This is a genomic window from Enterobacter sp. Acro-832, from assembly GCF_011752745.1.
Taxonomy (GTDB): Bacteria; Pseudomonadota; Gammaproteobacteria; order Enterobacterales; family Enterobacteriaceae; genus Enterobacter; species Enterobacter quasiroggenkampii.
In genome coordinates this window covers 543,155-563,878 of sequence record NZ_VWWX01000003.1, presented here as the reverse complement: position 1 = coordinate 563,878, position 20,724 = coordinate 543,155, and the positions used below count along the sequence as shown (strand labels likewise).

The window sequence follows — 20,724 nt, the reverse complement described above, 5'->3', positions numbered from 1 at the left end:
GTAAAGAAAAGGAATAAACTAATGTACATAAAAAATTAGAATCAAACTTTCTGGGAGGCTTGATATCATATCAAGCCTCCCTTAAATAAAATTATCTAAACCTGCACTTTTCTTGAGCGTATATCATATACTTTAGCTATTGCCATCCTAACTTTATGTTCCAACTCTAACAAAGCTGCGTATTGCTCATCAACATTATTAGCGTTGCTGACTTTGGATACAGAATCTGTAACTTCATCAATGTTTGTTGCAGAAACATTGCTATAGTTTGTATCTTTCCCAAACCTTAATAGCCCACACAGTACAATAGTTTTAACCCCTTTATCAGTGCGACCTCTATATATTAAAAAATTATCGCGAATTTCAATATGTTCATCATAATCATCAATATGCGGATGTACGATGAGGTAATCCTCAGATTTTTCTAGAAAATTCACACGATGATTGGCTTGTGAATTAACAAGAACTTCCTGATCTAATTTGGCTCCGTTACAATCTTTGCAGCTTATAGCTAAGTTTTTAGGCTCGAATATAAATGCGGGATGTTTAGATTTTGGAATTATATGTTCTGCATCCCAAGCCCCTTTATGTTTTACTATAATTTTTTGTTTACAATAACAACATGTATAATCCTGCTCTAATATATAATGAGCTTTTATGGTAGATTTAATATTAACAACGCAAGCATCCTTAACATCCCAGTACGTCCCGACTTTATCTGCATGTGGTCTCGCAGCGAATTCCGCATACGTAATCAAATCATCATCAATAAACTCAACAGAATTAGTAATTTTTTGAGGGTAATGATGCATTATATGATCCTCATCGTATCCTCAACAAGCGACATTAAACGCTTGACTGGATCATCTTCCAATATTTTATCTTTCAGCATAAGTGCATTTTTCATTTCAGAATGCTCTTCTTTTGAAAAAGACTCATTTTTAGAAAACTTAACCAACCAAGAAACCAGTATTCTTGTTAAATATTCATTATTGGAACCTGGTGCATTAAATACATTTGCAAGTTGATAATCCGAAGATCGCTCTTTATATTCACTTGAGTTGAAAAGCATCTCATTGTTTATATTGTAAATATATGCCTTTTTATTACTTAACTTGGAAATTATTTGTGGTGAATGAGTTGCTATTACAAATAAACAATTCCGATAATCGTCAAAAATATCCTTCAGAAAATCAATAAATCGTTCCTGCCATTCAGGATGCAAACTAATTTCTGGCTCATCAATGAATATAATACTATTATTGTCTATTCTAGAGGCAATGCCTACGAGCGTTAAAATAATACTTTGTTCGCCAGAACTTGCTAGCCTCATTGAAGTCCATTCATTCGGACGTCTTTTTTGTTCATATTTTCCAAACCTCACATCAATGATTCTAACTATCTCGTTGTCAATCAACCACATCAATATATCCAATTCTCGATGTTCTAATTTCCCGCCATGATATAACCTAACATCTTCCCCGAGAATATATCCAAGCCGGATGTTATTATTTCTATCTTTTTGAGAGTTAAAAGTTGACATCAACTCGTCAATTAATAATGTTTTTGATTTTTCACTCTCAAATGCAATACGCTCTCCTTTTTTCTCAAAAACATACCCACCAAAAACATCATCCAAAATTGAAACTGAGGGGTCTATTTTTATAATATATTCTAGAACCGGATCGAAGCCAATTGTTTGAAACATCTCTCTTAACTTTACATGACTGCTACCAAGACTGTAATTGTTATATTTTTCGTTATAACTTCTGAGTAATCCCAAACAAGATGAAATAATTAAATTCATCGACGTCCTATTATTTCCACCTCTACTCAAAATGGATTTAGTCCCAATGTAATGATATTTAACACGTCGCTTAATATCACTCATTGTCATTTTCGATGGAAATATCTCAAATACACTAGTAGATGTTGCGATAATATTTTCATACAAATCAGGGGATTTAAATGCTTGTTCAATTAATTTATTTAGAAGACGACTCTTACCCTCCCCATTCTTACCTGTAATAACTAAAAAAACATTATCCTCCCATCTAATAACACTATCAAGAAGATCGTTTCTTGGTACACGCTGAGATAACATCATAATTCAAACCTTTTATTAAAAAATATTTCATTTCCCAATAATTTTAGCTAAGCGAAATATAGAGACAAACACGCTACCTAAGCTCTTCTATTTCGATTTTGTTAAAATCCTATCAAATACTTTAAACCCAACCATTTACAGTAATGTTGAATTACACACTTTCAATTTATGCCATCAAGGTAATCAGCCCAAATCTGTAGCCACTTTCTACATTCAGCATCATATTTATAGAGGTTATAAACCCCTTCAACGCCCCCCTTGGTATGTCCCAAGATTGCCTCCCCTACTTCATTAGGGCATTGCAACCGCGACAATCCAGTTCTCACTGTTCTCCGTAAATCGTGCGGAGTCCAGCTCGGAATATCTAACATTTGCCCTGCTTCACGCATACGCCATGCATTTTCTGTAAGATATTTTTGTAGTATCGGTTGCTTTGTTCGCGATGAGGGGAATAAATACTTGTCAGTATTAAGGCGAAGTATTTTCAGAAATTCTGTAGCTTGTTTAGATAGTTGGACATAACGCTCTACATTCGTTTTGGTATCGCGAAGATGTATAGTCCCTTTTTCCAGATCGACATCTTCCCACGCCATATTACAGACCTCACCTGTACGACACCCCGTCCAAAGCGTCATGCGGAGAACATTTTTTACTGTAGGTGAGTATGCAGATCCAGGCAACCATCGTAATAATTTGGTCAGTTCATTTTCACTAAGAACACGTGTGCCTCGGTCATTAGTTAATTTGAGGCGAGCCTGTCTGAAACTGGATTTTGCTAATACAGCGGGATTGGCAAAGCTCTCCTCAAATCGCCCAAGCCCAATGGCGAATTCATACGCAAGCGATAACTCCCGCAGCACATTCCCTGCCTGGACCTTTGCCCCGCGAGCGACAACGCTGTTTATCAGGTTCACGACATCATTTCTGGTGATCTCGGCTGCGCTTCGGCTTCCCAATTTATTAACAGCATCCGCATAGAGTGTTCTGCGAACTTCCTCCTGTCCCTTCTTCTTTCTCGCCCCTAGAACCAGTTTCCCATCACTTGTTTTACGGTCTTCAATACGTTCCGACAAGTAAAGGTCAACAAGCCCCTTGATGGTTAATGCTGGTACCTTCTCTTTCTCAGCTTCCATTTGCTTAAAGAGCTTTTGTTGTTTTAACTCTGTTGCCGGACATCGCCCATCCTGCCGGATTAATTTCAATTCATGTAATTTGGTACGAGCTACAGCAAGTGTGATTTGTGGAAAGTTGCCAATCTTGACTTGAACTAGCTTGCCCGTCAGGGGACTTGTATATCTATAGAAAAAGGATTTTACGCCAGTTTTACCACACGCCACCCTTAAGCCACGGTTTTCCCCCACATCGGCTTTATCATTATCTCCTGCCCTCATCATCTCGACAGCTTTAGATGAAAGTGGCTTCCCATGTTGTTTTCCTGCCACAAAGACTCCGTTATCATATCCTAATGTACTTATGAGAAAAGTGTAGGTTTCATTAGAACAACCTTACATGACTGAAATGTAGGTTTGCAAGCTACATTTCGACCTACACATTTGTGTAGGTTTTCATGAGATCTTATGAGACAAAGTGAGACTAAATGAGACCCAAAAATCACTTTAACTCATTAATTCATATACAGATGGACATCATAACCTGATGAGTACACTAGAAAATTTCGACACCCACACCCCAATGATGCAGCAGTATCTGAAGCTGAAGGCACAGCATCCGGAAATCCTGCTGTTTTACCGTATGGGCGATTTTTACGAGCTGTTTTATGACGATGCTAAGCGTGCATCGCAGCTGCTCGACATCTCGCTGACTAAACGTGGCGCATCGGCAGGTGAGCCCATCCCGATGGCAGGCATTCCGCACCATGCGGTAGAAAACTACCTGGCGAAACTGGTGAATCAGGGTGAATCTGTCGCCATCTGCGAACAGATCGGCGACCCCGCGACCTCAAAAGGTCCGGTGGAACGCAAAGTCGTGCGCATCGTCACGCCAGGCACCATCAGTGATGAAGCCCTGCTTCAGGAGCGCCAGGATAACCTGCTGGCCGCGCTCTGGCAGGACGGCAAAGGGTTTGGCTACGCGACGCTGGACATCAGCTCCGGGCGTTTTCGTCTGAGTGAACCGGCCGATCGTGAAACGATGGCAGCCGAACTGCAGCGCACCAACCCGGCAGAATTGCTCTACGCCGAAGATTTCGCCGAAATGGCGCTGATTGAAGGTCGTCGCGGGTTGCGCCGCCGTCCGCTGTGGGAATTCGAAATTGATACCGCGCGCCAGCAGTTGAATTTGCAGTTTGGCACCCGCGATTTGATTGGCTTTGGCGTTGAAAATGCCCCACGCGGGCTGTGCGCGGCCGGTTGCCTCCTGCAGTACGTGAAAGATACCCAGCGCACTGCCCTGCCGCACATTCGCTCTATCACCATGGAGCGCCAGCAGGACAGCATCATCATGGATGCCGCCACGCGCCGTAACCTGGAGATCACGCAGAACCTGGCGGGCGGTGTAGAAAATACGCTTGCGTCGGTCCTGGACAGTACGGTCACGCCAATGGGCAGCCGTATGCTGAAACGCTGGCTGCATATGCCGATTCGCGATACCGCAACGCTGGTTTGCCGTCAGCAGACGATTGCCGCCCTGCAGGATCGGTATACCGAGCTGCAGCCTGTCCTGCGCCAGGTGGGGGATCTGGAACGTATCCTGGCCCGTCTGGCGCTGCGCACGGCGCGACCGCGCGACCTCGCGCGGATGCGTCATGCTTTCCAGCAGTTACCGGAACTCCGTGCGCAGCTGAGCGACGTTGACAGCGCGCCGGTACAGAAACTCCGCGAAACCATGGGTGAATTTACCGAACTCCGCGAGCTACTTGAACGCGCCATTATTGATGCGCCTCCGGTTCTCGTGCGTGATGGCGGCGTGATTGCTCCGGGCTACAACGAGGAGCTGGACGAATGGCGGGCGCTGGCCGACGGCGCGACAGACTACCTTGATAAGCTGGAGATCCGCGAGCGCGAGCGTCTTGGGCTCGACACCCTGAAGGTGGGTTATAACGCGGTTCACGGTTACTACATTCAAATCAGCCGCGGGCAGAGCCACCTGGCGCCGATTCACTACGTGCGCCGCCAGACGTTGAAAAACGCTGAACGCTATATCATTCCCGAGCTGAAAGAGTACGAAGACAAAGTCCTCACCTCGAAAGGGAAAGCGCTGGCGCTGGAAAAACAGCTCTATGAAGAGCTGTTCGACATGCTGATGCCGCACCTGGCCGACCTGCAGCTGAGCGCCAGCGCGCTGGCGGAACTGGACGTGCTGGTGAACCTGGCAGAGCGCGCGGAAACGCTGAACTACACCTGCCCGACCTTTACCGACAAGCCCGGCATTCGTATTACCGAAGGCCGTCATCCGGTGGTCGAGCAGGTGCTGAACGAACCGTTCATCGCCAACCCGCTGAGCCTGTCGCCGCAGAGAAGAATGTTGATCATTACCGGTCCGAACATGGGCGGTAAGAGTACCTATATGCGTCAGACGGCGCTGATTGCCCTGCTTGCCTATATCGGCAGCTACGTTCCGGCGCAAAACGTGGAGATTGGCCCCATCGACCGTATCTTTACCCGCGTCGGGGCAGCGGACGATCTGGCGAGCGGCCGCTCAACCTTCATGGTCGAAATGACCGAAACGGCTAACATTCTGCATAACGCGACGGAGCACAGCCTGGTGCTGATGGACGAAGTCGGACGCGGAACATCAACCTATGACGGTTTGTCGCTGGCATGGGCCTGTGCGGAAAGCCTCGCGAATAAAATCAAGGCCATGACGCTGTTCGCCACCCACTACTTCGAGCTGACGCAACTGCCGGAGAAAATGGAAGGGGTGGCTAACGTCCACCTTGATGCGCTGGAGCACGGCGACACCATCGCCTTCATGCACACGGTGCAGGATGGCGCGGCAAGCAAGAGCTATGGTCTGGCCGTTGCGGCGCTGGCCGGGGTACCGAAAGAGGTGATCAAGCGTGCGCGTCAGAAACTGCGTGAACTGGAAAGCCTGTCACCGAATGCGGCGGCGACGCAGATTGACGGTACGCAGATGTCGCTGCTGGTACCGGCGGAAGAGACATCGCCTGCCGTGGAAGCGCTGGAAAACCTCGATCCGGATTCGCTTACGCCGCGTCAGGCGCTGGAGTGGATTTATCGCTTGAAGAGTCTGGTTTAGTTTTCTGCGATCTTTGCCCGGTGGCGCTGCGCTTACCGGGCCAACGGTTTTTGTAGGCCGGGTAAGGCGAAGCCGCCACCCGGCAAAAAAGACCGCACGATGTTATCACCCGGTAAGCGCAGCGCCACCGGGCTTTTTTTACAGTAGCGGCGGGATTGTCGGTACCTGCGGCGCCTCATCGATATCCTTCTGCGTCATGCGGAACGCTTCCGGGTAATGTTCGCGGCTGGTACGACGCAACGGTTCGGTATCGCGCCAGGTATACAGACAATGCTGGCACTGATAAACGGTCCAGACCCCTTTCACCGGTGACGTCGCCATCACTTCAATATGCTCATCGGCACAACGTGGACAAATCATCTTTTCCTCCTTATTGGCGTGCAGCCAGCATCGCGGTCAGTTTTTCAGCCCAGGCTTTGGTTTCGGGGAGATCCTGTACCGGCTGGCTATAGTGGCCCCGGGTATCCGGTGCGACAGGCGTGGTCGCATCGATAATCAGTTTGTCGGTAATGCCCGCCGGACTGGATCCTGGATCGAGTTCCAGCACCGACATGTTCGGCAGCTGCACCAGATCGCCCGCCGGGTTGACCTTCGATGACAGCGCCCACATCACCTGCGGGAGGTTGAACGGGTCGACATCCTCATCCACCATGATCACCATCTTCACGTAGCCCAGGCCGTGTGGTGTGGTCATGGCGCGCAAGCCGACCGCGCGGGCAAAACCGCCGTAACGCTTTTTGGTGGAGATAATCGCCAGCAGGCCGTGGGTGTACATCGCGTTCACCGCCTGCACTTCCGGGAACTCCGCTTTCAGCTGCTGGTAGAGCGGCACGCAGGTGGCTGGCCCCATCAGATAATCAATCTCGGTCCACGGCATACCGAGATAAAGGGATTCGAAAATCGGTTTGGTGCGGTAAGAAACTTTGTCGATACGCACAACCGTCATGTTACGGCCACCGGAGTAGTGCCCGGTAAACTCGCCAAACGGACCTTCAATTTCGCGCTTGCGGCCTTCAATCACCCCTTCCAGGATCACTTCAGAACCCCACGGTACGTCGAAGCCGGTCAGCGGCGCGGTGGCAATCGGATATGGGCTTTCACGCAGCGCGCCGGCCATTTCATACTCTGACTGATCGTATTTCAGCGGCGTCGCGCCCATCAGGGTAATGATCGGATCGTTGCCGAGGGTAATGGCAATCGGCAGGTCTTCGCCGCGCTCTTCGGCTTTGTGCAGATGCAGAGCGATATCGTGCATCGGTACCGGCTGCAGGCCGAGCTTGCGCTTGCCCTTCACTTCCATGCGATAGATGCCGACGTTCTGCTTGCCGAAGTTATCCGGGTCGAGCGGATCGCGCGAGACGACGCACGCTTTATCGAGATAGAAACCCCCGTCGCCGTCGTTCAGACGGAACAGCGGCAGAATATCGAACAGGTTAATGTCTTCACCGTCCACCGTATTCTGCGCCCAGGCCGGATTGGCGCGGCGCTCTGGCGCAATCGGGAATTTATCCCAGCGGCGAATAAACTCGTCGATCTGCTTTTTCACCGGCGTGTTCGCAGGCAGCCCCATCGAGATGGCATGGTTCTGCCAGGAGCCGATAGTGTTCATCACCACGCGGGCATCGGTAAACCCGCGAATGTTGTCGAACCACAGCGCGGGCGCGCCGTCACCGATGCGGCCGGTCGCGTTGGCTGCCGCCGCCAGATCCGGCTCGGCGTTTACCTCTTCCTCAATTTTCAGCAGTTGCCCTTGCTCATCGAGCGCCTGCAGGAAGCTTCTCAAATCATCAAATGCCATCTTTATTCTCCTGTGAAAAATGTTTCGCCTCCCGCAACCCGTTCCAGCGGCGCGCCTTTTTATGCTCCAGACCAAACTGGTCAAGCACGCGGGTCACAATATGCTGGGTAATGTCATCGGCGGTTTGCGGGTGGTTGTAATACGCAGGCATAGGCGGCACCATCGCCACACCCATGCGGGAGAGCGCAAGCATATTCTCCAGATGAATGGTGCTGAGCGGCGTTTCACGGGGCACCAGCACCAGCTTGCGCCCCTCTTTCAGCACCACATCCGCCGCACGGCCCACCAGCCCTTCGGCATAGCCCGCGCGGATCCCGGCCAGCGTTTTCATGCTGCAGGGAATGACGATCATGCCGTCGGTACGAAATGAACCGGAGGAGATGGTGGCGGCCTGGTCAGCCGGGCTGTGGACGACGTCAGCCAGCGCAGCAACGTCCTGCGCGGTGTAAGGGGTTTCCAGTTCAATGGTGGTTTTTGCCCACTTCGACATCACCAGATGCGTCTCTACTTCCGGCATTTCCCGCAGCGCCTGCAGCAGCGCCACGCCCAGCGGAGCACCCGTTGCTCCCGTCATTCCCACGATTAATCTCATTCAGCACCTCAATCAATTTGTTCGTACACGAACATTATGAGTAAACTACTCCCGGATCGATTTCCTGACAAGATTGTTCGCATACGATCACACGAATTGCTAAAAAATGCCGCGTTAAAATCCAGAGCAAGAGCGGCTATCATAGAGGGAGATTTTTTCCGTCGGAGTGTTCATGGAACTAAGACAAGAGGCGTTCCACCTGTTACGTCAGCTTTTTCAACAGCATACCGCCCAGTGGCAACATGCATTACCGGAGCTGACCAAGCCGCAGTATGCGGTGATGCGCTCCATTGCCGAGCATCCAGGCATCGAACAGGTGGCATTGACTGAAGTCGCGGTCAGCACGAAAGCGACCCTGGCGGAAATGCTCAGCCGCATGGAGGCGCGTGGGCTGGTCAAACGCGAGCACGACCCTGCGGATAAGCGCCGTCGCTTTGTCTTCCTCACACCAGAAGGTGAGGCCCTGCTTGCAGACTGTAAGCCGGTAGGCAATGAGGTTGATGAGGCCTTTTTAGGCCGTCTAAACAAGGCCGAGCGGGAGCAGTTCTCGGCTCTCATCAAAAAGATGATGCACGATTAATTCACGCTGGTGCGCATAAAATCGATAAAGGTGCGCACTTTCGCTGACACATGCCGGGCATCAGGATAGACCGCATAGATCCCCTGCCGCGCAAAGGTATACCCCGGTAAAACCGTCACCAGCGTTCCCGCATCAAGCGCATCGCGCACCAGCCATTCCGGCAGTAACGCCACGCCACCGCCTGCGAGCGCAAAAGCCATTAGCGACTGAGCGCTGTCAGCAAACAAACGCGGCGCTTTTTTTATCTCCAGCATGTCAGGCACACCGCTGGCATCTTTCACCTGCCAGCGCAGCGGCGAGGCCAGGCGCTCGTGGATGATCCAGTCGGCTTGCGACAGTTGCGCAAGCGAGTCGATCGGGTTTCGCGCAAGCCACTCGGGCGTTGCGACGGGGAGAATAGAAAAGTGAGAAATCAGTGCGGCATGGTTGCGCGAATCGACAAGCGTCCCCAGCCGGATGGCCACGTCAAAGCGCTCCGAGATAAGGTCAGCATGCAGTGACGACGAAGCATGTCGTACGCGAAGATCCGGGTGTTGGTGGCTAAATCTGGCCAGCAGCGGCACCACGACCCGGGCGCCATATTCAGGCGTGGTCGTGATCCGCAGTTCGCCGGTGAGCCCCGCATGGTTCGCGCGGACATCTTCCTGCAGCCGTTCGGCGTCCTTCAGAAGCGCCACGCTGCGCTGATGAAACAGCGCGCCCGCCTCGGTTAACGTCAGGCGGCGGGTGGAGCGCAGCAGCAGCGTAACGCCCAGCTCATCTTCAAGCTGGCGAATATTGAAGCTGACGACCGCTTTTGTCAGCCCCATCGCCTCGGCGGCCGCCGTAAAACTGCCGGTGTCGGCCACTGCGACAAACATCTGCGTCCGCTGTAGGTTAATCATCATCACGCCCGATACTGTCAAAATATTTTTGACAGTATATCGCGCTTTGTCAGGTTTATCCGTGATTCCCGAGCCGATACGATACGCCACCTCACCGGAGGATCCACCATGACGTATCGCAGCAAAATTGCCGTTGTCTATCTGCTGGGCTTTTTTCTTGATTTGATCAACATGTTTATTGCCAGCGTCGCCTTTCCGGCAATGGCTCACGCCTTTACTGCCACGCCTTCTGCGCTTGCCTGGGTCAGTAACGGGTATATTGCCGGACTGACGCTGGTGATCCCGTTCAGCAGCGTGCTCACGCGCCGCATCGGGCCAAAGCGCGTCATCCTGTTTTCGCTTTTTCTGTTCAGTGCCGCCTCTGCTGCGGCAGGCACGTCGGCAACGCTTGAGAGTCTGATCGCCTGGCGAGTGCTTCAGGGCGTAGGAGGAGGCTTACTGATCCCGGTCGGACAGGCGCTGACCTGGCAACAGTTCAGGCCGCACGAGCGGGCCCGACTCTCCTCAGCGGTGATGCTGGTTGCGTTGCTTGCCCCGGCCTGCTCCCCGGCTATCGGCGGCGTGCTGGTGCAGACGCTGGGCTGGCGATGGATCTTTTTCGCCACTCTCCCGCTGGCTATCGTGACCTTTATTCTGGCCTGTCTGTGGCTTAAAGACGAAAAACCCACGATGAACGCGGCCAGACTGCTAAACCTGACCTTGCTCGCGGACCCGCTTTTGCGTTTTTCCATGCTTGTCTATTTATGCGTCCCCGGCATATTTATTGGGGTGAACGTCACGGGCATGTTTTATCTTCAGCACGAGGCGAACATGAGCCCAGCAGCAACGGGAATGCTCATGCTGCCGTGGTCTGTGGCATCGTTTCTCGCCATCACGGCGACGGGACGTTATTTTAACCGTATCGGCCCCCGGCCGCTGATCGTCATCGGCTGCCTGTTGCAGGCGGCGGGTATTCTGCTTTTGATTGACGTCAGCTCGTCAATGCTGTTGCCTGCCGTCGCGTTTACCCTGATGGGCGCGGGAGGAAGCCTGTGCAGCAGTACGGCTCAGAGCAGCGCGTTTCTGACAATGCGCCGGGACGAGATGCCGGATGCCAGCGCGCTGTGGAATCTCAATCGTCAGCTGAGCTTTTTTGCCGGTGCCCTGCTGCTTGCGCAGGTGCTGAACCTGGCGCAGGCGTGGCTGACACCTCACGCCGCCTGGCACGGGATGTTTATTTTTGCTGCAGGCATGACCTTGCTGCCTGTACTGTACGTTTTTCGTCTTAACAATACGCAGGTGCTAAACCCGCTGCGACAGGAGAATTCATGACGCCTTTCGAACACGACATTATCGACCTCCACATTGCGCTTGAAGACTGGTTAGGCAAAGGTGAAGGCGATCCCGACGCCCTGCTCGCCCGTTTCCGTCCCGATTTTCTGATGATCCCGCCGGGCGGTGTGCAGATCGACTATAGCGGCCTGGCCAGTTTTCTGGAAAAACAGCGCGGAAGCCGTCCCGGGCTGAAAATTGTCATTGACGAATTAACCACGATCCAAAGCGGCGAACGGGGTGCTGTGCTTCACTACCGGGAGACGCAAACCCGTCCAGACCTGCCCGTCAACGTGCGCTGGTCGACCGCAGTGCTCAGTCAGGAAGGCGACAAAATAACGTGGCGTCTGCTGCACGAGACGGCGGCACAGCCGTAACACAAAAGAAAAAGGCCCGTCTCACGACGGGCCTTTTTTGACGAAAGGTTGCTTATTCGCGGAACAGCGCTTCGATATTCAGACCTTGCCCCTGCAGGATTTCACGCAGGCGGCGCAGACCTTCAACCTGAATCTGACGAACACGTTCACGGGTCAGGCCAATTTCACGGCCGACGTCTTCCAGTGTCGCAGCTTCATACCCCAATAAACCGAAACGACGTGCCAGCACTTCACGCTGTTTGGCGTTCAGTTCGAACAGCCATTTGACGATGCTCTGTTTCATGTCATCGTCCTGCGTGGTGTCTTCCGGACCGTTATCTTTTTCATCGGCCAGGATGTCCAGCAGCGCTTTTTCGGAGTCGCCACCCAGCGGGGTGTCAACGGAGGTAATGCGCTCGTTGAGACGCAGCATACGGCTTACGTCATCAACCGGTTTATCGAGTTGTTCGGCAATCTCTTCTGCGCTTGGCTCGTGGTCCAGCTTATGGGACAACTCGCGTGCGGTGCGCAGATAGACGTTCAACTCTTTGACGATATGGATCGGCAGGCGGATCGTACGGGTCTGGTTCATAATAGCCCGTTCGATGGTCTGACGAATCCACCAGGTCGCGTAGGTTGAGAAACGGAACCCGCGTTCCGGGTCAAACTTCTCAACTGCGCGGATGAGACCTAAGTTGCCCTCTTCAATCAGATCCAGCAGAGCCAGACCACGATTGCCGTAACGGCGGGCAATTTTCACGACCAGTCGCAGGTTACTTTCAATCATGCGACGACGCGAGGCGACATCACCACGCAAAGCACGACGTGCGAAATAGACTTCTTCTTCGGCCGTTAGCAGTGGGGAGTAACCAATCTCCCCAAGGTAAAGCTGAGTCGCGTCCAGTACACGCTGTGTGGCACCCTGCGATAACAGCTCTTCTTCAGCCAAATCGTTATCACTGGGTTCCTCTTCTACTAAGGCTTTTTCGTCAAAAGCCTCTACTCCGTTCTCATCAAATTCCGCGTCTTCATTTAAATCATGAACTTTCAGCGTATTCTGACTCATAAGGTGGCTCCTACCCGTGATCCCTGAACGAGACACCCTGGCTGGCATGCCCCGTCAAATTATCGCTGCGGCAAATACTGCAGCGGGTTTACGGATTTCCCCTTGTAACGAATTTCAAAATGCAAGCGTGTAGAACTGGTTCCGGTGCTACCCATGGTAGCGATTTTTTGCCCCGCCTTAACTTCTTGTTGTTCCCGGACCAGCATTGTGTCGTTATGGGCGTAGGCACTCAGGTAATCATCGTTATGTTTGATGATAATAAGATTACCGTAACCGCGCAGAGCGTTACCGGCATACACAACGCGTCCATCTGCGGTCGCGATGATAGCCTGTCCTTTACTCCCTGCGATATCGATCCCTTTATTTCCCCCTTCGGAGGAAGAGAAGTTTTCGATAACCTTGCCGTCAGTCGGCCAGCGCCATGCAGAAATCGGCGAACTGGAGGTCATACTGCTGGCAGTCGGTTCAGTAGAGCTAACCACAGGTGCCGTAACCGGTGCTGTGACAGCAGTCGCAGTCCCTTTATTATTCGGCAACATTTTGTTAGCAGTCTGATCACCTGAATCCTCAGAATACGTAATTACAGGTTGTGAAGCAACCACCGTGGTGGATTTTTGTGCAGGCTTAACGCTGTTATTTTGAGCCGTCACATCGGCCGCTGAAACCGTGTTGCCAGGCGTAAGCGGCGTGCCCGTCGCGTTGCCCACCTGGAGCGTTTGCCCGACTTCCAGACCGTATGGGGCCTGGACGTTGTTGCGCTGCGCGAGGTCACGGAAATCGTTCCCGGTGATCCACGCAATGTAGAACAGCGTATCGCCGCGTTTCACGGTATAGGTGCTGCCACCGGTGTAGCTGCCTTTCGGAATGTTCCCATACTGGCGGTTATAGACTATGCGGCCATTTTGGGTCTGAACAGGCTGTTCAACTGGCTGAACCTGCATTGGCTGTGTAACAGGATGTTGCACAGGCTGAATTTGTGGTGTTTGCTGCGGCGCAGCCGTCCCCATTTTAGGTGGCGGCGTGATTAACATTCCGCTGGACGTGTTACCGGAGCCGCTGTTTCCGCCGACGGAACTGACGGGCGCAGGCGCGTTGTTAGAACTTGTACAGCCTGCCAGCCAGAGCGAAACCAGTGATAATGCCGCAACACGGCTGATGGTGAATTTAGGGCTTCCCGCGCTCATTTATCCCCCAGGAATGTGTTAACTACCAGTGACTTAAAATTTACCGTGATGGCACGAATCTTTCGCGCCACACCATACGCTGAATTTGCCTTAATAACCCTGGATAATTCCGAGTCTCAGGCCAACTCCCCCTTCACCAGAGGCACAAAGCGCACGGCTTCCACGGTGTCGATAATAAACTCGCCGCCGCGCCGACGAACGCGCTTCAACAGCTGCTGCTCGTCCCCGACAGGCAGAACCAGAATGCCCCCCTCATCCAGCTGCGACAACAGGGCTGCTGGAATTTCAGGCGGGGCCGCCGTCACGATGATCGCGTCAAACGGGGCGCGAGCTTTCCAACCCTGCCATCCATCACCGTGTCGTGTCGAAACATTATGTAAATCAAGTTGTTTCAGGCGACGACGCGCCTGCCACTGTAAACCTTTGATCCGCTCAACGGAGCAAACATGATGCACCAGATGCGCCAGGATCGCGGTCTGATACCCCGAACCGGTGCCAATCTCCAGCACGCGGGAGTCGGGCGTCAGCTCCAGCAGCTCCGTCATGCGAGCCACCATGTAAGGCTGCGAAATCGTCTGGCCCTGCCCGATGGGCAGCGCCACGTTTTCCCACGCTTTGTGTTCAAACGCCTCGTCTAAAAATTTCTCACGCGGAACCAGGGCGAGCGCTTCAAGCACGTGCTCGTCGCGGATCCCCTGCGCGCGTAGTTGTTCCAGAAGAGTTTGTACACGTTTGTTTACCATTGCGCGTTCACTCCTGCGCGATCCAGCCAGCCCGACACCACATCATGCGCGCTATACGCGGTTAAATCTACGTGCAGCGGGGTAACCGAAACATAGCCTTCCTCCACGGCGGCAAAGTCGGTATCCGGACCCGCATCGCACTTATCGCCGGGAGGGCCGATCCAGTAAAGCGTGTTGCCGCGCGGATCCTGCTGCGGGATCACCTGATCGGCAGGATGTCGACTCCCGCAACGGGTGACGCGGATGCCTTTAATTTCATCAAGAGGAAGATCCGGCACGTTGATATTGAGGATGCGTCCGGTACGCAACGGCTCGCGGCCGAGCGCCCGCAGGATCGAACAGGTCACCGCGGCGGCGGTATCGTAGTGCGTGTAGCCGTTCAACGAGACCGCCAGCGCCGGGAACCCCAGGTGACGTCCTTCCATTGCGGCCGCCACGGTGCCGGAGTAAATCACGTCATCGCCGAGGTTAGGCCCGGCGTTAATGCCGGAGACGACGATATCCGGACGCGGCCGCATCAGCGCGTTCACGCCCAGAAAAACACAGTCGGTTGGCGTGCCCATCTGTACGGCAATATCGCCATTTTCAAAGGTAAAGGTGCGAAGCGACGACTCCAGCGTCAGCGAGTTAGACGCTCCACTGCGGTTACGATCGGGTGCCACGACCTGCACATCCGCAAACTCGCGGAGGTGTTTCGCCAGGGTCTGAATGCCTGGCGCGTGGATCCCGTCATCGTTACTCAGCAATATTCGCATAATCACCCGAGGTGTTGATAAGTTCCCTGACAACACTGGTGGCAAAGCTGCCTGCCGGCAGCCAGAAGCGTAACTCGACGGTCACGTCATCCCACCAGTTCCAGCTTAACTGCTGCGGATAGAGCAGCATCGCGCGGCGTGCCGCATCGACTTTTTCCCGCACCAGCAAGGACTGCAATTCTGGCGCATCCGCCACGGCTGACTGCTCTGCGGCCAGGGCCTCCCCTTGGGTTCCCCAGTCGCCCGTGCCAGGCAACGCGGCGGTGATCAGCAGCCCTTTTGCGTCCACGCGCGACTGGACATCGGCCATCTCTTCGGCCGTTGCCACAAACCAGCTTCCGCGTCCCGCTAATTGTAGCGCATCGCCAACAACAACTTGATTCGCGTCCGGTTTTTTCAGCCTTTCGCTCACAATCTGATTAAACAACGCACTGCGGGCCGCCGACAACCAAAAACTGCGTTTATTCCTGTCCCGCACCGGCGCGTCGCTTTGCGCCCAGCGCAGTGCGCCCTGCAGGTTGCTGCCGCCAATGCCGAAACGTTGCGCGCCAAAGTAGTTCGGTACGCCGCGGTCACTGATGGCGTTCAGACGTTTTTCAACGTCTTCACGATCAGTCACTTCGCGCAGCACCAGCGTAAACGCGTTGCCTTTCAACGCCCCCAGACGCAGTTTGCGCTTGTGGCGGGCATATTCCAGTACCTTACAGCCCTCAAGCTCAAATTTGCTTAAATCAGGCATCGTATTGCCGGGAACGCGCGCGCAGAGCCACTGTTCGGTGACGGCGTGTTTATCTTTCTGCCCGGCAAAGCTCACCTCGCGGGCATGAATTTTGAGAAATTTTGCCAGCGCGTCGGCCACAAAGCGGGTATTGCAGCCATTTTTCAGAATACGCACCAGGATATGTTCGCCTTCGCCATCCGGCTCAAAGCCCAGATCCTCGACCACGAGGAAATCTTCAGGGCTGGCTTTCAGCACCCCGTTCCCCTGCGGTTTGCCATGCAGATATGTCAGGTTGTCGAAGTCTGTCATTTGCTCGCCTTCACCAGCAGCGCCACGGCTTCACAGGCAATCCCTTCGCCACGACCGGTGAAGCCCAGCTTCTCGGTCGTCGTCGCTTTGACGTTCACGTCGTCCATATGGCAACCCAGATCTTCTGCGATAAACACGCGCATCTGCGGAATGTGCGGCAGCATTTTCGGGGCCTGGGCGATAATCGTCACGTCGACGTTGCCCAGGGTGTAGCCTTTCGCCTGGATGCGGCGCCACGCTTCGCGCAGCAGTTCACGGCTGTCTGCCCCTTTAAACGCCGGGTCGGTGTCCGGGAACAGCTTGCCGATATCACCCAGTGCGGCCGCGCCCAACAGCGCGTCGGTCAGCGCATGCAGCGCCACGTCGCCATCAGAATGCGCCAGCAGCCCTTTTTCATAAGGAATGCGCACGCCGCCAATGATAATTGGGCCTTCGCCGCCAAAGGCGTGTACATCAAAACCGTGTCCAATTCGCATTATGCCTTCTCCTGATGGGTCAAACGGGTAAGATAAAATTCCGCGAGCTGTAAATCTTCCGGACGCGTCACTTTAATATTATCAGCACGTCCTTCAACAAGCGTTGGGTGGAAACCACAGTACTCCAGCGCAGAGGCTTCGTCCGTAATGGTCGCACCTTCGTTAAGCGCGCGCGTTAAGCAGTCATGGAGTAATTCGCGGGGGAAAAATTGCGGCGTCAGCGCGTGCCATAGATCGACGCGATCGACGGTGTGGGCGATAGCCCGTTTGCCCGGCTCGGCACGCTTCATGGTGTCGCGCACGGGGGCGGCCAGAATGCCACCCACTTTGCTGGTTTCGCTCAACGCCAGCAGGCGAGCGAGATCGTCCTGATGCAGGCACGGACGCGCCGCGTCATGCACCAGTACCCACGGCGCGTTACCGGCAGCCTGAATGCCTGCCAGCACGGAATCGGCGCGCTCGGCACCGCCATCGACAACGGTAATCTGTGGATGATTTGCCAGCGGTAGCTGCGCGAAGCGCGCATCGCCCGGGCTGATAGCGATGATCACCCGCGTCACCCGCGGGTGCGCCAGCAGCGCCGCCACGGCGTGCTCGAGGATCGTTTTATCGCCAATAGAGAGGTATTGCTTGGGACATTCTGTCTGCATGCGCCGGCCAAAACCTGCGGCCGGCACCACGGCGCATACGTCCGAAAAAGTTACTGCCATGTCGTAATCCTGGGCCTGATTATCGATTGTTTTGTGCTGAGCCCTGATTGCGTTTAGACGCATCCGGAACCAGACGATAAAAGGTTTCGCCCGGCTTAGTCATACTGAGTTCATTGCGTGCGCGTTCCTCAATCGCCTCTTGCCCGCCATTGAGGTCATCAATTTCAGCGAAGAGTTGATCGTTTCGCGCCTTAAGTTTGGCGTTTGTTGCCTGCTGAGCCGCGACGTCATCGCTCACCCGGCTATAGTCGTGCAGTCCGTTCTTACCGAACCACAGCGAATATTGCAGCCAGATTAGCAAAGCCAGCAACAGCAGCGTTAGTTTACCCATCCTGCCCCCTGAAAAACGGCATCATCATCCCAAGACTTCCCCAGAGCACTACGCCGGGGTAACAGAGATGCCGCAACATCGCGGGCAAATGTACCACATTTTTTCCGCAGAATCGTCCTGCTCAATATCGTTACACAGTTGGTTACGGTTTGAATTATGGCTGAAGTTAGCCCATGAGCCACAAAAATAACAGACCAAACATCAGAACCACCGTCACAATCGTGACCACGGTACTGTAGAGCAGCTTGCCATTGAGCAGCGAGTGCAGCGCAATGCCGACGACAACCGCCACGGGCATCAGCGCCAGAAAGAAAGGCCAGGTGTAGAGAAAGAAGAACAGCGTGTTGCCGCCGTAGATAAGAAACGGGATACCCAGCGCCAGCAACCATGAGACGAAGCCAATGATGGCCCCAGGAAATGACCAGGTCGTTTCGTCGTCGGTCGCAAGCGGCTCCGACCCGGTGGTGGTAATGTAATGTTCACTGTTGCGCATAGCTAGTCCTGTGACCGTGACTCATCGTTCGGGAAGACAGCTCCCGAACGATACCGTCTCAGGATCTGATAATATCGTCCCGTCTGAGCAGGTCTAATAATTGGCTTACTAAATTTGTTACCAATTGTTGACCCTCCAGGTGAATTTCAGGCGATTCAGGCGCTTCGTAGACCGCGTCAATTCCGGTGAAGTTGCGCAGTTCTCCGGCACGCGCTTTTTTGTACAGCCCTTTCGGGTCGCGCGCTTCGCAAACCTCCAGCGGCGTATCCACAAACACTTCAATAAAGCGATCCTGACCGACGCGTTCGCGCACCATCTGGCGCTCGGCGCGGTGGGGAGAGATAAACGCGGTCAGCACCACCAGCCCGGCGTCGGCCATCAGGCTGGCGACTTCCCCGACCCGGCGGATGTTCTCTTTGCGGTCGTCGTCGCTGAACCCTAAATCGCTACACAGGCCATGGCGCACGTTGTCGCCATCCAGCAGGTACGTGCTTACGCCCTGCTGATGCAATGCCTCTTCCAGCGCGCCCGCCACCGTCGATTTACCCGAGCCGGACAGCCCGGTAAACCACAGCACAACCCCACGGTGACCGTGGAGCTGTTCGCGCTGGGCGACGGTGACCGGATGAGGATGCCAGACGACGTTCTCATCATGGGCGGCCATTACTTGCCTCCCAGCAGATCGCGCGCGCCCCAGTGCGGGAAGTGTTTACGCACCAGCGCGTTCAGCTCCAGCTCAAAGGCGCTGAATTCAGAGGCCACGGCAGCCTGTTTAATCGGTTCGCGTACCATACCGGCCCCGACGGTAACGTTGGTCAGCCTGTCGATAAAGATAAGCCCGCCCGTCACCGGGTTCTGCTGATACGGATCCAGCACCAGCGGTTCGTCGAAGGTCAGATCGACCAGACCAATACCGTTCAGCGGCAGCTCGGTAACTTCGCGCTGGGTCAGATTGTTGATGTCCACCTGGAACTGAATACCGTCCACGCGGGCGCGGGTCTTCTTGCCGGCAATTTTGATGTCGTAGCTCTGGCCCGGCGTCAGCGGTTGCTCCGCCATCCACACCACATCCACGGAAGCCCCCTGTACGGCGGCCAGGGTTTCCTGCGCGTCCACCAGCAGATCGCCCCGGCTGATATCAATCTCGTCTTTCAGCACCAGCGTAACCGCTTCACCGGCGCCCGCTTCCTGCAGGTCACCGTCGAAGGTGACGATACGGGCGATGGTCGATTCCACGCCGGATGGCAGCACCTTGACGCGCTGACCGACCTTCACAGAGCCTGACGCAAGGGTGCCGGAGAAACCGCGGAAGTCGAGGTTTGGACGGTTGACGTACTGCACCGGGAAGCGCATCGGCTGAGTCTCAACCACGCGCTGAATTTCAACGGTCTCCAGCACTTCCAGCAGCGTCGGGCCGCTGTACCACGGCATGTTCGCGCTCTGGGAGGCGACGTTATCCCCTTCCAGCGCCGAGAGCGGCACAAAGCGGATATCCAGGTTGCCCGGCAGCTGTTCGGCAAAGGTCAGATAGCTCTGGCGGATCTCCTCGAACTTCTCTTCACTGAAGTTCACCAGATCCATCTTGTTGACCGCCACCACCAGGTGTTTGATCCCCAGCAGCGTGGAGATAAAGCTGTGGCGACGGGTCTGATCCAGCACGCCTTTACGCGCGTCGATCAGCAGGATCGCCAGGTCGCAGGTCGACGCGCCGGTCGCCATATTGCGGGTGTACTGTTCGTGCCCCGGGGTGTCGGCGATAATAAATTTGCGCTTCTCGGTAGAGAAATAGCGGTAGGCCACGTCGATAGTGATGCCCTGCTCGCGCTCCGCCTGCAGGCCATCCACCAGCAGCGCCAGATCCAGTTTTTCACCCTGGGTACCGTGACGCTTACTGTCATTATGCAGGGAAGAGAGCTGATCTTCGTAAATCTGGCGCGTATCGTGCAGCAGGCGGCCAATCAGGGTACTTTTCCCGTCATCCACGCTGCCGCAGGTCAGAAAACGCAGCAGGCTTTTGTGTTGTTGCGCATGTAGATACGCTTCCACACCGCCTTCTTTGGCAATTTGTTGAGCAATAGTGGTGTTCATGG

At 54.0% G+C, this 20,724-nt stretch carries 22 protein-coding genes; 4 read left to right on the top strand and 18 right to left on the bottom strand.

Annotation, left to right across the window (positions count from 1 at the left end; translation table 11 throughout):
* Positions 1-95 precede the first annotated feature (95 nt).
* From F3J31_RS14110 to F3J31_RS14100, 3 genes are all read right to left on the bottom strand, one after another.
* Positions 96-812, bottom strand: coding sequence for an HNH endonuclease (locus tag F3J31_RS14110; protein ID WP_167213707.1), 717 nt, complete (start codon positions 810-812; stop codon positions 96-98).
* Positions 812-2,107, bottom strand: coding sequence for an ATP-binding protein (locus F3J31_RS14105; protein ID WP_167213704.1), 1,296 nt, complete (start codon positions 2,105-2,107; stop codon positions 812-814). Before F3J31_RS14105 ends, F3J31_RS14110 begins: the two co-directional genes overlap by 1 nt.
* A 161-nt stretch (positions 2,108-2,268) precedes the next feature.
* Positions 2,269-3,549 carry a site-specific integrase gene (locus F3J31_RS14100; protein ID WP_167213701.1) on the bottom strand — a complete coding sequence of 427 codons (1,281 nt, stop codon included), beginning with the start codon at positions 3,547-3,549 and terminating at the stop codon, positions 2,269-2,271.
* Between the two features lie 214 nt (positions 3,550-3,763).
* Between F3J31_RS14100 and mutS the strand changes: the two genes are divergently transcribed.
* Positions 3,764-6,325, top strand: coding sequence for a DNA mismatch repair protein MutS (gene mutS, locus F3J31_RS14095; protein WP_167213698.1), 2,562 nt, complete (start codon positions 3,764-3,766; stop codon positions 6,323-6,325).
* A 138-nt stretch (positions 6,326-6,463) separates the two neighbouring features.
* Here mutS and F3J31_RS14090 read toward each other — a convergent pair whose 3' ends face one another.
* Genes F3J31_RS14090 through F3J31_RS14080 form a run of 3 tightly spaced genes read right to left on the bottom strand, consistent with a single transcriptional unit; the run spans position 6,464 to position 8,715 of the window.
* Positions 6,464-6,685: a non-oxidative hydroxyarylic acid decarboxylases subunit D gene (locus F3J31_RS14090; protein WP_003862116.1), complete on the bottom strand. Its 222-nt coding sequence runs from the start codon at positions 6,683-6,685 to the stop codon at positions 6,464-6,466.
* A 10-nt stretch (positions 6,686-6,695) separates the two neighbouring features.
* The gene (locus tag F3J31_RS14085) at positions 6,696-8,123 is read right to left on the bottom strand and encodes a non-oxidative hydroxyarylic acid decarboxylases subunit C (RefSeq protein ID WP_008499594.1); all 1,428 of its coding nucleotides are present in this window, start codon (positions 8,121-8,123) and stop codon (positions 6,696-6,698) included.
* Entirely contained in the window at positions 8,113-8,715 is a 603-nt protein-coding gene (locus F3J31_RS14080; RefSeq protein ID WP_008499595.1) for a non-oxidative hydroxyarylic acid decarboxylases subunit B, read from the bottom strand. The genes F3J31_RS14085 and F3J31_RS14080 overlap by 11 nt, the downstream gene beginning before the upstream one ends.
* A 172-nt stretch (positions 8,716-8,887) precedes the next feature.
* Between F3J31_RS14080 and F3J31_RS14075 the strand changes: the two genes are divergently transcribed.
* Entirely contained in the window at positions 8,888-9,295 is a 408-nt protein-coding gene (locus tag F3J31_RS14075) for a MarR family transcriptional regulator (protein ID WP_023294441.1), read from the top strand.
* On the opposite strand, the gene F3J31_RS14070 is transcribed toward F3J31_RS14075, so the two are convergent.
* Positions 9,292-10,179, bottom strand: a complete 888-nt coding sequence (locus tag F3J31_RS14070; RefSeq protein WP_167213902.1) for a LysR family transcriptional regulator — start codon at positions 10,177-10,179, stop codon at positions 9,292-9,294. The two genes, F3J31_RS14075 and F3J31_RS14070, sit on opposite strands and share 4 nt — an antisense overlap.
* A 108-nt stretch (positions 10,180-10,287) precedes the next feature.
* On the opposite strand from F3J31_RS14070, the gene F3J31_RS14065 reads away from it, so the two are divergent.
* Both F3J31_RS14065 and F3J31_RS14060 read left to right on the top strand, forming a co-directional pair.
* Complete coding sequence (locus F3J31_RS14065) at positions 10,288-11,490, top strand: MFS transporter (protein ID WP_167213694.1); 1,203 nt, start codon at positions 10,288-10,290, stop codon at positions 11,488-11,490.
* Positions 11,487-11,867 (top strand): DUF4440 domain-containing protein, encoded by a 381-nt coding sequence (locus F3J31_RS14060; RefSeq protein WP_048224621.1) that lies wholly within the window; start codon positions 11,487-11,489, stop codon positions 11,865-11,867. Before F3J31_RS14065 ends, F3J31_RS14060 begins: the two co-directional genes overlap by 4 nt.
* Before the next feature lie 52 nt (positions 11,868-11,919).
* Here F3J31_RS14060 and rpoS read toward each other — a convergent pair whose 3' ends face one another.
* From rpoS to cysN, 11 genes are all read right to left on the bottom strand, one after another.
* Positions 11,920-12,912: an RNA polymerase sigma factor RpoS gene (rpoS, locus tag F3J31_RS14055; RefSeq protein ID WP_008499600.1), complete on the bottom strand. Its 993-nt coding sequence runs from the start codon at positions 12,910-12,912 to the stop codon at positions 11,920-11,922.
* A 59-nt stretch (positions 12,913-12,971) separates the two neighbouring features.
* Positions 12,972-14,096, bottom strand: a complete 1,125-nt coding sequence (gene nlpD / locus F3J31_RS14050) for a murein hydrolase activator NlpD (protein ID WP_008499601.1) — start codon at positions 14,094-14,096, stop codon at positions 12,972-12,974.
* A 116-nt stretch (positions 14,097-14,212) separates the two neighbouring features.
* Complete coding sequence (locus tag F3J31_RS14045) at positions 14,213-14,839, bottom strand: protein-L-isoaspartate(D-aspartate) O-methyltransferase (protein ID WP_167213691.1); 627 nt, start codon at positions 14,837-14,839, stop codon at positions 14,213-14,215.
* The gene (gene surE / locus F3J31_RS14040; protein WP_021241911.1) at positions 14,833-15,594 is read right to left on the bottom strand and encodes a 5'/3'-nucleotidase SurE; all 762 of its coding nucleotides are present in this window, start codon (positions 15,592-15,594) and stop codon (positions 14,833-14,835) included. The genes F3J31_RS14045 and surE overlap by 7 nt, the downstream gene beginning before the upstream one ends.
* Positions 15,575-16,624: a tRNA pseudouridine(13) synthase TruD gene (truD, locus tag F3J31_RS14035; RefSeq protein ID WP_104950218.1), complete on the bottom strand. Its 1,050-nt coding sequence runs from the start codon at positions 16,622-16,624 to the stop codon at positions 15,575-15,577. The genes surE and truD overlap by 20 nt, the downstream gene beginning before the upstream one ends.
* On the bottom strand, positions 16,621-17,100 hold the full coding sequence (gene ispF / locus F3J31_RS14030; RefSeq protein ID WP_008499607.1) for a 2-C-methyl-D-erythritol 2,4-cyclodiphosphate synthase: 480 nt from the start codon (positions 17,098-17,100) through the stop codon (positions 16,621-16,623). Before ispF ends, truD begins: the two co-directional genes overlap by 4 nt.
* Positions 17,100-17,810: a 2-C-methyl-D-erythritol 4-phosphate cytidylyltransferase gene (gene ispD, locus F3J31_RS14025; RefSeq protein WP_048029219.1), complete on the bottom strand. Its 711-nt coding sequence runs from the start codon at positions 17,808-17,810 to the stop codon at positions 17,100-17,102. The genes ispF and ispD overlap by 1 nt, the downstream gene beginning before the upstream one ends.
* 19 nt (positions 17,811-17,829) lie before the next feature.
* Positions 17,830-18,141: a cell division protein FtsB gene (ftsB, locus tag F3J31_RS14020; protein ID WP_008499609.1), complete on the bottom strand. Its 312-nt coding sequence runs from the start codon at positions 18,139-18,141 to the stop codon at positions 17,830-17,832.
* Positions 18,142-18,307: 166 nt separating this feature from the next.
* A complete protein-coding gene (locus F3J31_RS14015; RefSeq protein ID WP_008499610.1) occupies positions 18,308-18,634 on the bottom strand; it encodes a DUF3561 family protein in 327 nt (108 codons plus the stop codon).
* Positions 18,635-18,692: 58 nt separating this feature from the next.
* Positions 18,693-19,298 carry an adenylyl-sulfate kinase gene (gene cysC / locus F3J31_RS14010; protein WP_021241908.1) on the bottom strand — a complete coding sequence of 202 codons (606 nt, stop codon included), beginning with the start codon at positions 19,296-19,298 and terminating at the stop codon, positions 18,693-18,695.
* Positions 19,298-20,722, bottom strand: a complete 1,425-nt coding sequence (cysN, locus tag F3J31_RS14005) for a sulfate adenylyltransferase subunit CysN (protein WP_167213688.1) — start codon at positions 20,720-20,722, stop codon at positions 19,298-19,300. The genes cysC and cysN overlap by 1 nt, the downstream gene beginning before the upstream one ends.
* Between the last annotated feature and the right edge of the window lie 2 nt (positions 20,723-20,724).

Coding starts and splice junctions, on each gene's coding strand:
- F3J31_RS14110 (WP_167213707.1), bottom strand. CDS start 812: ATGCATCATTACCCTCAAAAAATTACTAATTCTGTTGAGTTTATTGAT.
- F3J31_RS14105 (WP_167213704.1), bottom strand. CDS start 2,107: ATGATGTTATCTCAGCGTGTACCAAGAAACGATCTTCTTGATAGTGTT.
- mutS (WP_167213698.1), top strand. CDS start 3,764: ATGAGTACACTAGAAAATTTCGACACCCACACCCCAATGATGCAGCAG.
- F3J31_RS14090 (WP_003862116.1), bottom strand. CDS start 6,685: ATGATTTGTCCACGTTGTGCCGATGAGCATATTGAAGTGATGGCGACG.
- F3J31_RS14085 (WP_008499594.1), bottom strand. CDS start 8,123: ATGGCATTTGATGATTTGAGAAGCTTCCTGCAGGCGCTCGATGAGCAA.
- F3J31_RS14080 (WP_008499595.1), bottom strand. CDS start 8,715: ATGAGATTAATCGTGGGAATGACGGGAGCAACGGGTGCTCCGCTGGGC.
- F3J31_RS14075 (WP_023294441.1), top strand. CDS start 8,888: ATGGAACTAAGACAAGAGGCGTTCCACCTGTTACGTCAGCTTTTTCAA.
- F3J31_RS14070 (WP_167213902.1), bottom strand. CDS start 10,179: ATGATTAACCTACAGCGGACGCAGATGTTTGTCGCAGTGGCCGACACC.
- F3J31_RS14065 (WP_167213694.1), top strand. CDS start 10,288: ATGACGTATCGCAGCAAAATTGCCGTTGTCTATCTGCTGGGCTTTTTT.
- F3J31_RS14060 (WP_048224621.1), top strand. CDS start 11,487: ATGACGCCTTTCGAACACGACATTATCGACCTCCACATTGCGCTTGAA.
- rpoS (WP_008499600.1), bottom strand. CDS start 12,912: ATGAGTCAGAATACGCTGAAAGTTCATGATTTAAATGAAGACGCGGAA.
- nlpD (WP_008499601.1), bottom strand. CDS start 14,096: ATGAGCGCGGGAAGCCCTAAATTCACCATCAGCCGTGTTGCGGCATTA.
- F3J31_RS14045 (WP_167213691.1), bottom strand. CDS start 14,839: ATGGTAAACAAACGTGTACAAACTCTTCTGGAACAACTACGCGCGCAG.
- surE (WP_021241911.1), bottom strand. CDS start 15,594: ATGCGAATATTGCTGAGTAACGATGACGGGATCCACGCGCCAGGCATT.
- truD (WP_104950218.1), bottom strand. CDS start 16,624: ATGACAGACTTCGACAACCTGACATATCTGCATGGCAAACCGCAGGGG.
- ispF (WP_008499607.1), bottom strand. CDS start 17,100: ATGCGAATTGGACACGGTTTTGATGTACACGCCTTTGGCGGCGAAGGC.
- ispD (WP_048029219.1), bottom strand. CDS start 17,810: ATGGCAGTAACTTTTTCGGACGTATGCGCCGTGGTGCCGGCCGCAGGT.
- ftsB (WP_008499609.1), bottom strand. CDS start 18,141: ATGGGTAAACTAACGCTGCTGTTGCTGGCTTTGCTAATCTGGCTGCAA.
- F3J31_RS14015 (WP_008499610.1), bottom strand. CDS start 18,634: ATGCGCAACAGTGAACATTACATTACCACCACCGGGTCGGAGCCGCTT.
- cysC (WP_021241908.1), bottom strand. CDS start 19,298: ATGGCCGCCCATGATGAGAACGTCGTCTGGCATCCTCATCCGGTCACC.
- cysN (WP_167213688.1), bottom strand. CDS start 20,722: ATGAACACCACTATTGCTCAACAAATTGCCAAAGAAGGCGGTGTGGAA.